Origin of the sequence: Mesorhizobium robiniae, from assembly GCF_040545535.1 — a bacterium.
Lineage (GTDB): Bacteria > Pseudomonadota > Alphaproteobacteria > Rhizobiales > Rhizobiaceae > Mesorhizobium > Mesorhizobium robiniae.
The window spans coordinates 1-13,175 of the sequence record NZ_JBEPMC010000016.1; the positions used below are offsets into that span (position 1 = coordinate 1).

Annotated in this window: 12 protein-coding genes; 7 read left to right on the forward strand and 5 right to left on the reverse strand. The window is 61.8% G+C overall.

Features of this window, described 5'->3' with window-relative positions; translation table 11 throughout:
- Positions 1-121 precede the first annotated feature (121 nt).
- Both ABID19_RS30590 and ABID19_RS30595 read right to left on the reverse strand, forming a co-directional pair.
- Positions 122-1,618 carry a xylulokinase gene (locus ABID19_RS30590; RefSeq protein WP_354494312.1) on the reverse strand — a complete coding sequence of 499 codons (1,497 nt, stop codon included), beginning with the start codon at positions 1,616-1,618 and terminating at the stop codon, positions 122-124.
- 54 nt (positions 1,619-1,672) lie between these two features.
- The gene (locus tag ABID19_RS30595) at positions 1,673-2,656 is read right to left on the reverse strand and encodes a sugar-binding transcriptional regulator (RefSeq protein ID WP_354494313.1); all 984 of its coding nucleotides are present in this window, start codon (positions 2,654-2,656) and stop codon (positions 1,673-1,675) included.
- Positions 2,657-2,786: 130 nt separating this feature from the next.
- Between ABID19_RS30595 and ABID19_RS30600 the strand changes: the two genes are divergently transcribed.
- Positions 2,787-4,115, forward strand: a complete 1,329-nt coding sequence (locus ABID19_RS30600; protein ID WP_354494314.1) for a sn-glycerol-1-phosphate dehydrogenase — start codon at positions 2,787-2,789, stop codon at positions 4,113-4,115.
- A gap of 4 nt (positions 4,116-4,119) precedes the next feature.
- Complete coding sequence (locus ABID19_RS30605; protein WP_354494315.1) at positions 4,120-4,929, forward strand: HAD-IIB family hydrolase; 810 nt, start codon at positions 4,120-4,122, stop codon at positions 4,927-4,929.
- A 192-nt stretch (positions 4,930-5,121) separates the two neighbouring features.
- Here the strand turns inward: ABID19_RS30605 and ABID19_RS30610 are convergent, their stop codons facing one another.
- Positions 5,122-6,042: a sugar-binding transcriptional regulator gene (locus tag ABID19_RS30610; protein ID WP_352937821.1), complete on the reverse strand. Its 921-nt coding sequence runs from the start codon at positions 6,040-6,042 to the stop codon at positions 5,122-5,124.
- A gap of 155 nt (positions 6,043-6,197) precedes the next feature.
- On the opposite strand from ABID19_RS30610, the gene ABID19_RS30615 reads away from it, so the two are divergent.
- The 5 genes from ABID19_RS30615 (at position 6,198) to ABID19_RS30635 (ending at position 11,417) form a co-directional block, all read left to right on the forward strand.
- Entirely contained in the window at positions 6,198-7,085 is an 888-nt protein-coding gene (locus ABID19_RS30615; protein WP_354494316.1) for a carbohydrate ABC transporter permease, read from the forward strand.
- A 1-nt stretch (position 7,086) separates the two neighbouring features.
- Complete coding sequence (locus tag ABID19_RS30620) at positions 7,087-7,959, forward strand: carbohydrate ABC transporter permease (protein ID WP_354494317.1); 873 nt, start codon at positions 7,087-7,089, stop codon at positions 7,957-7,959.
- A 59-nt stretch (positions 7,960-8,018) separates the two neighbouring features.
- Complete coding sequence (locus ABID19_RS30625; RefSeq protein ID WP_354494318.1) at positions 8,019-9,524, forward strand: ABC transporter substrate-binding protein; 1,506 nt, start codon at positions 8,019-8,021, stop codon at positions 9,522-9,524.
- Between the two features lie 64 nt (positions 9,525-9,588).
- Positions 9,589-10,314 carry an SDR family oxidoreductase gene (locus ABID19_RS30630; RefSeq protein ID WP_352939529.1) on the forward strand — a complete coding sequence of 242 codons (726 nt, stop codon included), beginning with the start codon at positions 9,589-9,591 and terminating at the stop codon, positions 10,312-10,314.
- A 35-nt stretch (positions 10,315-10,349) separates the two neighbouring features.
- Complete coding sequence (locus ABID19_RS30635) at positions 10,350-11,417, forward strand: ABC transporter ATP-binding protein (protein WP_354494319.1); 1,068 nt, start codon at positions 10,350-10,352, stop codon at positions 11,415-11,417.
- Between the two features lie 45 nt (positions 11,418-11,462).
- On the opposite strand, the gene ABID19_RS30640 is transcribed toward ABID19_RS30635, so the two are convergent.
- Together ABID19_RS30640 and ABID19_RS30645 are read right to left on the reverse strand one after the other, a co-directional pair.
- Positions 11,463-11,819, reverse strand: coding sequence for a DUF488 domain-containing protein (locus tag ABID19_RS30640; RefSeq protein ID WP_354494320.1), 357 nt, complete (start codon positions 11,817-11,819; stop codon positions 11,463-11,465).
- 45 nt (positions 11,820-11,864) lie between these two features.
- Positions 11,865-13,121 (reverse strand): aminopeptidase, encoded by a 1,257-nt coding sequence (locus tag ABID19_RS30645; protein WP_354494321.1) that lies wholly within the window; start codon positions 13,119-13,121, stop codon positions 11,865-11,867.
- Positions 13,122-13,175: the final 54 nt, after the last annotated feature.

Below are 13,175 nucleotides of genomic sequence, written 5' to 3' on the forward strand. Positions count from 1 at the left end.
GCCACCCGATACGACAAGCTCGCCAGGAACTTCCTTGCTGGCATCCTCCTCGCCGCCGCAATAACTTGGTGGCTCAATTGAGTCCGGACCCTAGTGCATTGTCGATCGCATCCCGGCCGTCTCAATTCCGCCAGGCGAATTGGGTCGCGGGGAAGACCTTGGCCTGCCTGGCCGACAGCGCGTCCCACGCTTCGCGGCAGCTGGGGTCCGGTTCGATCGTCTCGGCGATGCTCGTCATGGCATCCGCGGCCTCAGCAAAACTCTCGAACCACCCGACGCCGACCGCGGCGCTAATCGCTGCGCCGAGGGAGGAGGCTTCAGCATTGTGACCCTTATGGATCGAGATCCCGGTCGCGTCCGCGATCATCTTTGTCCAAAGCTTGCTGTTGGCGCCACCGCCGATCGCCACCATTTGCGTGGGCGAAAGACCATGGCTGCGCATCTCTTCGAGAGCCCGGGCGGTTTGCAGCGTCATCGCCTCGAGTCCTGCTCGATAAAAGTGACCGAGCGTATGCGACGGATGCATGCCGATGAAGCTTGCGCGTGCGCTCGGATCCCAATGCGGGTCCATGCAACCGACTAGGGTGGATCCGGCGAGAAGTCCGTCCGAGCCGATCGGGACGGCCGCCGCTTCCCTTTCCAGACGGTCGAAGATCGCCGGATCGGAGCGTCCGCCGGCAAACGTGTCGACGAACCAGTTGACGAAATAGACACCGGCCCGCTGCACTGCCTCGAGGAAATAGCCATCGCCTGTCGGCGAGGTCATCGTGCGCCAGAAGGCGCCGACCACCGGTTCCCGCGACCAGATTCCCGCGATGATCGCAGTTCCGAGATTGAGATAGACGACGCCGTCGCGCATGGCGTTGACGCCGAGCCCGGCGCATTGCCCATCGCCGCCGGCGGCGATCACCGGCGTTCCTTCGGTGAGACCCGTTGCAGCGGCCGCCGCGGCATGAACGGCCCCGATCCGGGTGCCGGACCGCACCGCATTGGGAAGTTGCGATGGCTTGATGCCGAGGTGATCGAGGAGCGGCTGCGACCATGCCTTGCGCGAAATGTCGAAAAGACCGAACGGATCGGCGCTCGTCCAGCTCGCACTCGGCGTTCCCGTCAGTTTCAGCGTCAGATAGCCGTGCACGTCGAGGATTTTCCTCGCCTGGTCCAATCGTTCCGGCTCGTTCTCGCGCAGCCATTTCAGGCGGTAGACGACCGGCGTCACGTCGATCGGCTTGCCGGTGATCGCGTGCAGCCGCTCACTGCCGACCTCGGCCGCGAAACGGTCGACCAGCCCGGCGGCACGTTCGTCGAGCCAGAGGCTCGCGGGTCCGATCGGCTCGCCGGCGCCGTCGATGAGGGCAACGGTCTCGCGCTGGTTGGAGATCGCGACAGCGGCGATGCGTTTCGCATCGACCGTGCCGACAAGCTGTCGCAGCGCCGCCGTCGCGGCCCGCCACCAGTCGGCAACCTCCTGCTCGACATAGTCGGGCCGCGGCTTCATCAGATCGAGCGGCGCGCGGCCTTCCGCCACGGCTCGCCCGTCCCGGGTCCACGCAATCGCCTTGCAGGATTGCGTCGAACTGTCGAGGCCGACGACAAGAGGTCCGTCGCTGCTGCCCATATTGTCCTCCCGAGACGATGAATTCCGCCGAGTGCCGGTTATTCCGAGTGCTGGTTATTCCAAGAGAAAATTCGCGGTGGCCATGTCGGTGACAAAATGTGTCGCGTATCCGCCGTCGAGCCCAGCCCTGATCGCGCCCATCTTGCGGACGCCACCGGCGGCGCAGATGCGGATCGGAACCTCCTTCAGTTCGTCGAGCGTGATGCCGACGGTACGCCCGTCGAGCGGCGTTGCGAAAGGGGCTCCCTGAGCGTCGATGAACCGCCCGATGATGACCCCGAGCGCTCCCCGCTCGATCATGCCGGCAAGTGCGGCGGCGTCCGATATCCCGGCTCGGGCATAGGTGCTCTCCGGCCCGATATCGCCGATCCCGAAGATGACCTTGCCGGCGGCACGTATCATACGGAACTGGTTGACGAGCATCGGCTCCTGCATGAGTTCGTCGTGCAGTTCCTCGGTGGAGACGATCGCCGGGGCAAGCAGATTGATGCAGCGGGCTCCGAGCCGATTGGCCATCAGCGAGGTGCAGAATTCCGGCGAGAAATCGCTGGTGCCGATCGAGCTTCCCGAGAGCTGGACGACGGTGAGGTTCCGATCATGGCGTAGTCGCGGGATCGAGCGGGCGGCAGAGAGCACCGTCTTTCCCCAGGCAACGCCGATCGTGTCGCCCGGATCGACCATCGAGGCGAGCAACCGTCCCGCCGCTTCGCCGATGCGGCGGTCGGCATCGTTGGGATCGAGGTCGGGGATAACCGCAGCGCCGCGAAGCCCGAATTTTTCCATGAGCCGCCGCGAGGTCAAGGTGCGGGCAAAAGCGTCGTGGTCGACCTGAACGGCCACAAGTCCGCTTTCGCGTGCCTCTTGCAGATAGTTTACCACGCTCGCCCTGGAGACGTTCATGACCTTCGCCACATCGCTCTGGTTGAGCTGGTCGACATAGTAGAGCCAGGCCGCCCACGCCACCGCGCTGTCGAATTCGGACGGCAGTGCCGAGAGCCCGGATGGTCGGACCGCGTCGATGTCGGCGTTGGCATTCATGCGCCTTTTTCCGCAGGTTTACAGAACGAAGTCAAGCGCTGCGGGCAGATGCTTGACAAAAGACAGTGCTAAGTGACTATTGTTCGATGACGCAATGTTCCTGCGCATCGATGCCCCAGAAGAGGACGCCATGACGAATCCGGCAGCCGGATCCTGGACGACATTAATCGACGACATTTTGGACGGGCGCTGGACCAACCCGGAGACCGGGAAAAAGGCGGTAGTGCCGTATGACCGGATTGTCATCGAAGAAAGCCTCGAAGGGCGGGCAGCCGATCTCGTTTCTAAGCTCGAGCTGGGTGAGCGGTTCACGGTCGTTGCGGATGCCGCGACATATGATGCACTTGGCGAACGCGTTGCGCGCGAGCTGAAGACGCTCGGTCCTGTCGATGTCGTGATACTGGATCACCCACATGCCGACATGGCCAACGTCGAAAGCCTGGCCGTCAAACTCGCCGATGCGGAAGCCGTGGTCGCGGTCGGTTCCGGCACGATCAACGATCTCTGCAAGTTCGTCACCGGAAGGAACGAACGGCGCTATTGCGTGTTCGGGACAGCCGGTTCGATGAACGGCTACACATCGACGACGGCGTCCATCACACTGGAAAGCGGCCTGAAAGTATCGCTGCCTTCCCACGCGCCATCAGGTTTTTTTGTCGATCTTGGCGTCTCCGCTGCCGCCCCGACCTATCTGTCGGCGGCGGGGTTCGGTGACTGCCTTTGCCGCTCGGTCGCCCAGATCGACTGGTGGATGTCGCACCGCCTGCTTGGCACCGCCTACCACCAAGTGCCGTTTCTCATCCAGGAGAAGGATGAGGCGGCGCTCAACGAGCGTGCGGCAAAGCTTGCCGAACACGACATCGAGGCCAATGGCTATCTCTACCGCGTGCTGACGCTCTGCGGCCTCGGCATTTCCTTCACCGGCGTCTCCAATCACGGCTCCATGGGCGAGCATCAGATATCGCACTACATCGACTGCTTCGCCGGCGAGCGTCACCCCGGTACGCTCCACGGCACCCAGGTCGGTGTCGCTTCACTGACCATGGCGCGGCTGCAGCAAGCAATGCTTGCAAGCGATAAGCCGCCGGTCGTGAAGGAGACGAAGATCGATCCTGACGACATGATCCGCCGCATGGGGCCGGCTGTCGCTGCACAATGTCTCGACGAACTAAAGAAAAAGGCCTTCGACGAGAATGCCGCCGCCGCATTCAACGAGCGTCTGCAGGAGCTCTGGCCGACGCTCAGGCAGGAGCTCAAGCAATTCATGGTGCCCGTCGACGAAATGCTGGGCCTGCTGAAATCTACCGGCGGGCCGATCTCAGCGGCCGAACTGGGCACGCCTCCCGATTTCTATCGCGAGGCGGTCGTTCACTGCCGGGAGATGCGCAATCGCTTCTCCTTCCTCGACATTGCTGCGGATGCAGGGATGTTGGAGGATTTTGCTCGCGGGGAAGCCTGACCGGATGCGCGACCTCGCAGAATTCGGACCCGAAACTGCCTCGCGCATTCGCGGCGTCTTCTGCGATATCGACGACACCTTGACCACCGACGGTCGTCTTCCGGCCGATGCCTACCGTGCGCTCGAACGCCTGCATGAGGCGGGTCTTGTCGTTGCTCCCATTACCGGGAGACCGGCAGGCTGGTGCGACATGATTGCCAGGTTCTGGCCGGTGACCGGCGTGGTTGGTGAAAATGGCGCTTTCTACTTCGCTTATGATCACGCAACGCGGAAGATGATCCGGGTTTTCGCCGCGAGCGCTGAGGAACGCCGGGAAAACAGGCGCCGGCTCATCGAACTGGAAAAGCGCATCGTCCAGGAAGTGCCAGGCTCGGCCGTATCCGCCGACCAGCAATATCGCGAAGCCGATCTGGCCATCGACTTTTGCGAAGATGTTCCGGCGCTGCCGATGTCCGATGCCAGGCGCATCAAGCAGATCTTCGAGCAGGCCGGCGCCGTCGCCAAGATTTCGTCGATCCATGTGAATGGCTGGTTTGGCCGCTACGACAAGCTGTCGATGACGCGCCGCTTTGCGAGCGAGAGGCTGGGAACCGACCTCGATGCTGAAAGGCAGTCCTATGCATTCGTCGGAGACAGCCCGAACGACGCCCCGATGTTCGGGTTCTTTCCGAACGCGTTCGGGGTCGCGAATGTGATGGATTTCCAGGGACAGATCGATGCCGAACCCGCTTTCGTCACGAGGTCGCGGGGTGGTCGCGGCTTTGTCGAGATTGCCGATGTGATCCTGGCAAACCGGAGGTCGGGGTTGGTCTGACCGGTCGGCGCGAAGCGTGCGGCCGCAATGACGTAAAAGGATGTTCTGCAGGCGATGGAACCGAACCAGGGACGGCTTAGGAGAGATCTGCCGGCAGTCTGCTTTCAGATGCCAGTCTGCGTTCAGATGAAAGCAGGCGCGATGCAACAGGCAGCATCGCACAGCACTTGCCACAATTCCGGTCGGCGGATGTCAAAGCGAGCTGCCCGTCTCCTGGTCGGTGATGAGGCCGGTGAAGAATCCCTTTTCCAGGAGCTTGGCCATGATGCCGACCTTGTTCTTTCCGCCGGAAACAAGGACGCGTTTGGGAATGTTCAGCGTATCGAGAGGATAAACCCCGACGATGCGTTCATTCACGGGATGGTCGATGAGCTCGGCGTTCCGGTCGAAGAAATAACCGAGAAAGTTCCCGATCGGCTTCATCCTGAGGACGTCGTCGAATTCCTCGTCGGTCATATAACCGACGCTGCGAAGCGTCGAACTGGTTGTGCCACCGACGCTCATCAGCGCAAGGTCGGCGTTCAGCGCCTTCTGGATAACTTCGCGCGCGCTCGGTTGCTGCAGGATCGTCTCGCGGCTTTCGCGGCTGTCGCAGATGATGGGTCCGGGAAGGTAATAGGACTCGGCCTGAGTGCGCTGGGCAAAGACGGCGGCGGCGTCGTATTTGTCGATCGACGACCGGCGCGACAGAGAGCCGAGAAGCGGCACGACGGTAACGTTCCTGAGCGCCACCGGTTCGATGTTGGAAGCGAGCCATCTCATGGTTCGGCCCCACGCCATGGCGACCGTCATGTCGTCCCTGAGCAGGGTCTCTACGGTCTGCGCGGCATAGATGCCGATCACTTCGGAGAGCCCGAGCTCCGACCCGGTGTCATTAGGCGTAACGCTGCATATGTCGAGCCGGTATTTCCGCCTGAGCTGTTCTTCCATTTCGAGCGCTTGGGACGTCCCGGCGTTGATGCGGATCGAGACGATGCCGCGCTCCTTGGCCTCGGCCAGCAGCCTGTGGATCTTGGTGCGATTGATCTGCAGCCGCTCGGCGATGGCCTGCTGTGTTTCACCCAGCACGAAATATTGATGGGCTACCCGTGCCAGGAGGCCGATCGACGTCATGAGGGTCCTCCGATGCTGGTGGCGCACCCGTCCGAACGCCGCTGTCGCCGGCCAACAAGTGCTTGCCACGGACATGGTGACGATATAGCATTTGAACAAATGCACAAGATATGAACATTTGTGCATCGCAAAACGAAGCGGTTCGGGAGGAACGCGTGCGGGTTGCCCAAGCCAGACGTTTCGTCATTTCGGACCATCCGCTGCCATGGCTGCTGCCGCTGGTGGCAATCCTGCTTGTCTTCACCGTCTATCCGCTGCTCTACAACATCTGGCTGAGCTTCCACGAGTTCGTCCCGCGCAGGCGGGCGCTCGAATTCGTCGGAACGGAAAACTGGGTGCAGCTCTGGAACGACACGCGGTTCTGGCAATCGCTCGTCATCACCTTCACCTATTTCGCCATCGCCCTGGTCTTTGAACTGGTGCTCGGCATGGCGATCGCGCTGCTCCTGGACAGCGACGGCTTCGGTTTCGGATTTCTGCGCGGCGTGCTGACGATGACGCTCGTCATCCCGCCGGCCATTGTCGGCATGATGTATCTGCTGATGGAGGATCCGCAGTTCGGGGTGATCAGTTACCTCCTGCAGTCGATCGGGCTGCTTAATCCCAACAACCCCATCCTCGCCACGGCCTCGACCGCGCTTGCCGGCGTTCTCGTCGCGGAAATCTGGCAGTGGACGCCGTTCATGGTCCTCATCTTCCTCGCCGGACTCAGGGCGTTGCCGCCGGAGCCTTACGAGGCCGCGATGATCGACGGCGCGTCGTCGTTCCAGATTTTCCGGCGCATCACCCTGCCGATGATGTCGAAGGTGATCGCGATCGCCGTCCTGGTCCGCGGCATCGATCTCTTCCGCGTCTTCGACTACGTCTTCGTCATGACATCAGGCGGGCCGGGAGCATCGACCTATTCGCTTTCCCTCTATGCATGGCAGCAGACGTTCAGCTTCGTAAAGTGGGGCTATGGAGCCACGCTCAGCCTCGTCACCCTCGTGATCATCCTCGTCATTGCCAACCTGTTCATCCGTGTCGCGAAGGTGAAATGGTAGAATGAACGGCTCCTTCTCCACCCGCATGCTTCGCACCATCGCCGCCTGGGTTGTGGTCGGAATCTTTTTCTTTCCGATCTACTACTGGACGTCGGTGGCGTTCAAACACGGCAACGACATCTTCAACCGGCCGCCGAAACTGTTCGCCTTCACGCCGACCTTCGACAATTTCCAGAAGGTGTTCGGGATTTCGCTGGGCAGCGGCGGCATCACCGTGACGCCGGGCGGCGGCAATTTCTACATGGCGCCGCGCGTCTGGGATTCGATCTTCATCGCGACGCTGTCGACCGTGCTCGCTGTCGCCATCGCCACGCTCGCCGCCTATGCCCTGTCGCGCATGAATTTCCGCGGCCGGCACAGTTTCGTCGGATGGGTGTTGTCCACGCGCATGATGCCGCCCGTCGCGGTCGCGGTTCCGATGTTCTTCATCTACAAGAATTTCGGGCTCATCGACACCTATACCGGCATGGTGCTGATCCACGCGCTGATGAACCTGCCGCTCGCCGTCCTCCTGATGAAGAGCTTCTTCGACGACATCCCCTCCGAAATCGACGAGAGCGCGATCGTCGACGGCGCCAGCCGCTTCATGATCTTCCGGCGGATCGTGCTGCCGATGGCCAAGGGCGGCATCGCCGCCACGGCGGTCCTCTGTTTCATCTTCAGCTGGACCGAATTCCTCTTTGCGCTGACCCTGACCACCACGTCGCTCAAGACCGTGCCTGTCGTCTCGTCGACCTTCGTCACGTCGATCGGCACCGCCTGGGGCAACATGGCCGCGCTTGGCGCCGCATCCATCATTCCCGCTTTCATCTTCATTCTGTTGGTTCAAAAGCACCTCGTGCGCGGTCTCACGATGGGATCGTTGAAACAATAGATGGGAGGCTCGAATTCGCAGCCTTGAGAAAATCGCGAATTAAACCGGAGGAGTAGACAATGAAAGACAGCATCAGAAAGGCGCATCTTGCCTCTGTCACCGACCGCTTCGTTCGCGGACAGATGGACCGGCGCTCGTTTCTTCGCGCAGCAAGCATTCTCGGCCTCGGCGCCGGCGCGCTCGGCATGGGTTTGGGACGACGTCCGTTCTACGGCATCAGCCAGGCATCGGCTCAGGAACAGGAACTGAAGCCCAGTGCTGAAATCACCAAATGGCTCTCGGATGTCGGCAAGCCCTTTGCCGGAACGACCCTTCGCCTCGCTACGGAATCGACGCCGCCATCGAATGCCATCGCCACGCAGCTCAAGCAGTATTTCGAGGAGGCTACCGGCATCAAGGTCGAGATCGAAGTGCTGCCGCTCGAGCAGGTGCTGCAGAAGCTGACGCTCGACGTGGCGTCGAGCCTCGGCACTTACGACCTCTATTACATCGACCAGAGCTGGGCGGCGAGCTTCAGCCAGGACGTCTTCGATCCGCGCGAGCAGCTCAAGAACACCGAACTGGCAATGCCGAACTACAATATCGACGATTTCCTGAAGCCGCTCGTCGACGGTATCGCCATGTACAAGGACAGCATGGTCGGCGTGCCCTACGACATTCCGATCTTTATCACGCAGTACCGAAAGGACGTCTGGGACGAGCTCAAGTTGCCGCCCCCCGCCACGCTCGAGGATTTGCTACAGGCGTCTGCGGCGATCACCGACGCCAAGGGCCCGAACATGTACGGCACCAGCGGCCAGATGAAGTCAGGCCATTACAGCCTCGAATGCGATTGGACGGCCTGGCTTTGGGGCCATGGCGGTTCGATTTTTGGCGCCGACGGTAAATTCACCGGCAATGACGAAGCTGGCCTGGCCGCCATGGCCTACTGGGACAAGCTCAAGGCGACGATGCCTCCCGGCGTCGACGGCTGGACATGGGATGGCGAGGGCCAGTCGGTCGGCCAGGGCGTCGCCGCCTCGATGCTGTCATGGGGCGAATTCTTCCCGTTCTTCGACGATCCCAACGCCTCCAAGGTCTCCGGTCTGATGGAAGCGATGGTTCCGCCGAAACCTGCCGCCACACTACGCACGGTCGAGCAGACCGGATTCGGCGAAATTCCGGGGGTTGGTCACCAGGGCGGCTCTTCGCTCGCGGTGTCGAAATACTCGAAGAACCCGGACGCCGCCTGGATCTTCATGCAGTGGGCGACCTCAGCCGACACCCAGGCGCTGATAACCGTTCTGGGCGGCGGTACGGGGCCAACGCGCACCAGCGTCTATGACGATCCGCGCGTGCTGGCCAACGCGCGTGTCGGCGCCGGCACGACCCGCCATTTGCCGGTCGTGCGCGACACCATCGCCAACTACATGGGATCCGAGCCCGACCTGCCGGCATGGGCGGAACTTTCGAGCGACATGATCCCGGTTGCGCTGGGCAAATACTTCGCCGGCCAGTCGGGCTCGGCCAAGGAGTCGCTCGACGCCCTGAAAACCCAGGTCGACGATCTCGTCGCCAAGGGCTGAGTGTTCCGGGGTGGTGGCCCAAGGCCGCCACCCCAGCTATCGACAATTCCCAAGAGGAAAAACAATGGCTGGAAAACAGCTCGTAGCGGTGACGGGAGCGAGTTCTGGTATCGGCGAGGCAGTCGCCAAGGTGTTTTCGCGTGCTGGCCACCCTGTTCTGATGATGGCCCGCCGTCTTGAGCGCATGGAGGCGCTGAACCTGCCCAACAGCATGGCCCGGCAGGTCGACGTGCGGGACCGCGCCGCGATCGCAGCCGCAGTGAAGGAGGCGGAAGCCGAATACGGCCCGGTCGACATGCTTTTTGCCAATGCCGGCATTGCGCGTCTTGCCGACATTGGCCGCCAGCCGCCCGAGGAATGGGACGAGATGATCGACATCAACACGAAAGGCGTGCTGAATTCGGTCCACGCCGTCATGTCGGGCATGATGGAACGCCGTCACGGCACGCTGTTCATGATGAGTTCGATCGCTGGCCGGAAGGTCTATCCCGATCATACCGTTTACTGCGGGACAAAATTCTTCGTTCACGCCGTCTCGGAATCGCTGCGCGACTATCTTTCCGATTATGACGTCCGTGTGGTCGTGCTTTCGCCCGGGGTGATCGAAACCGAAGTTCTGAGCGGCGTCCTCGATCCGCAGACGCTAGCCAACTACAAGGCCAACAAGCTCAAGATCGGCGGCGGGATCGGGCCGGAGCACGTCGCCGACCTCATGCTGCACACCTATCAGATGCCACAGAACGCTCTCGTGCAGGAAATCGTCATCACGCCGACCAGGCAGAAATACTGACGACCCGAATCCGGTCGTCCGAAGAGAGATTGAGAATGGCCACCGTTGAATACAGGAACATCGCCAAGAATTTCGGGCATGTCGAGGTGATGAAGGACATCTCCTTCGGCATTGCCGATCGCGAGTTTGTCGTGCTCCTCGGGCCGTCGGGCTGCGGAAAGACCACGCTCCTGCGCATGACAGCTGGGCTCGAGAGTGTGACCAACGGCGATCTGCTGATCGGCGACAGGCGGGTCAACAACGTTCACCCGCGCGACCGCGACATTGCCATGGTGTTCCAGAACTATGCGCTCTATCCGACAATGAGCGTGTTCGACAATATCGGCTTTAGTCTGGAAGTGGCGAAAATGCCAAAAGCGGAGATCAGGAAGAAGGTCGAATGGGCGGCGGAAATCCTGAATCTCACGCCCTTTCTCGGGCGCTACCCCAGGGAATTGTCGGGTGGCCAGCGCCAGCGCGTCGCCATGGGCCGCGCCATGGTGCGGGATGCCGCCGTATTCCTTTTCGACGAGCCGCTCTCCAATCTAGACGCGAAGCTGCGCACGCATATGCGGGTGGAAATCCGTCAACTCCACAATCGTCTCGGCACGACCACGATCTACGTCACCCATGACCAGATCGAGGCGATGACGATGGCCGACAAGATCGTGCTGATGCATGCCGGCAGGATCATGCAGATCGGCACGCCCGACGAGGTCTACGAGCGACCGAACTCGAAATATGTCGCTGATTTCATCGGCTCGCCTTCGATGAATTTCATCGCGGGCACAGTCGAGACCGCGGGCGGCAATCCTCGCTTCGTCGCCGAAGGCGTCTCGATCGGCCTCTCACCGGAAATCAAGGCAAAGCCAGGCCAAAAGGTCATTATGGGCGTTCGGCCAAACGATCTCGGCATTTCGGATGCGGGCGAGATCAAGGGCGAGGTCGTGCTGTCCGAAACAACCGGCGCAGATGTTCAGATTCATTTGCGCGTGGCAGGATACGACGCCATCGCCGTGGTGCCGCGTGACGCGCGCCGCAACGCCGGCACCGCGATCAACCTTTCGGTGCTGCCGGGCAAGGTGCACCTGTTCGATGCGGCCACGGAGCTGCGCGTCGCCTGAGGGATTCGTGAAAAGGTATGGTGTGACCCGTCAGTGCGCGCTGCCTCAGCCCTTTAGGCGGAGATAGTCAGCCAAGGCCACTGCGTTGTTATGCGTTTCGTCTTGCGCGCCGTAGAGCAGCGTCACCCGATCTTTGTCGAGCATGGCGCGCAACTGGCCGGCCGCCTCGCCGTTCCTGTCGAGCTCGTCGCGATATCGCTGCTGGAATTCCATCCAGCGCGACGGCTCGTGGCCGAACCATTTGCGCAATTCATCGCTGGGCGCGATGGTCTTCAGCCATAGCGTCAGCGCGGCGTCTTCCTTGCGGACGCCGCGCGGCCATACGCGGTCTATGAGCACTCGTTGGCCATCGCTGGGCGAGGGTGGCTCGTAGATGCGCTTGACCCTGATATCGAGTTTCATTGTCAACTCCGGGGGTTGACCGCCATGGCAGCTGTTGGCGGCTGCTTACGCCCATTCGCCCTTGCGCATCACCGGCACGCGGCTGCCGTCCTTACCAACGCCGTCGATGTCGATCTTGTCCGAACCGATCATCCAGTCGATATGGATGAAGCTCTTGTTACCGCCGCGCGCCGCGATCTCATCCTGGCTGAGCGAGGCGCCGTCGACGAAGCATTTCGAATAGCACTGTCCCAATGCGATGTGGCAGGCAGCGTTCTCGTCGAACAGCGTGTTGAAGAACAGCAGCCCGCTCGCCGAGATCGGCGAGGAATGCGGCACCAGCGCAACCTCGCCGAGCCGGCGCGAACCCTCATCGGTATCGAGCACTTTCTTCAGCACGTCCTCGCCCTTCGAAGCCTTTGCCTCGACGATGCGGCCCTCCTCGAAACGCACAGCGATGCCGTCGATCAGCGTGCCCTGGTAGGACAACGGCTTGGTGCTCGACACATGGCCGTCGACGCGCCTTGCATGCGGCGTGGTGAAGACCTCCTCGGTCGGGATGTTGGGATTGCAGGTGATGCCGTTCCTGGCGGTCGAGGCGCCGCCCATCCATTCATGGCCGTCGGCCAGACCGACGGTCAGATCGGTGCCGGGTCCGGTGAAATGCAGCGCATGGAAATTATGGCCGTTCAGCCATTCGGTGCGGCTGCGCAGTGCGGCATTATGCGCTGTCCAGTTGCCGATCGGGTCGTCCACATCAACCCGTGAGGCGGCAAAGATGGCGTCGGCGAGTTTTGCCACGGCGACGTCGTCGGCATCGCCGGGGAATACCTGCCTGGCCCAGGCAAGGTCGGGATAGGCAACGATGTTCCAGTTGATGTCGAAGCCGGTGATCTTTTCCAGAGCCGGCTGATAGGCCATCGAGTTCGCCTTGTTGGCACGCGCTACCTTGGCCGGATCCTGTGCCGACAGCAGCGAGGGATCCTCGCCGCGCACGGCAAGCCTGGCGGCATTGTTGGCGAAGGCCTTCGCCATCCCCTCATAGAGCCAGCCGGCGGCGTGGTCGAAGCCGGCGTCCGCCCCATAGCGGAAGCGCGCCAGCGTGATTTCGTCGTCGTTGAAGATCGGCGTCACCAGGCCGGCGCCTGCCTTGTAGGCGTGCTCGACAATCCGCCGTGTCAAGGGCAGCGCTGCGATCGACGATGTCAGCACCAGATCCTGCCCCGGCTGCAGCTGCAGCCCGACCTTGATGGCGACTTCGGCCAGCCTGTCGAGTTTCACCGGGTCGATCGTTGCGGAAACGCCGCGCGAATGTGTGGTCATGATCCTGCCTGTCGCGATGTGGGAGTCTGGTTCCCTACATAGACCTGCACTGCT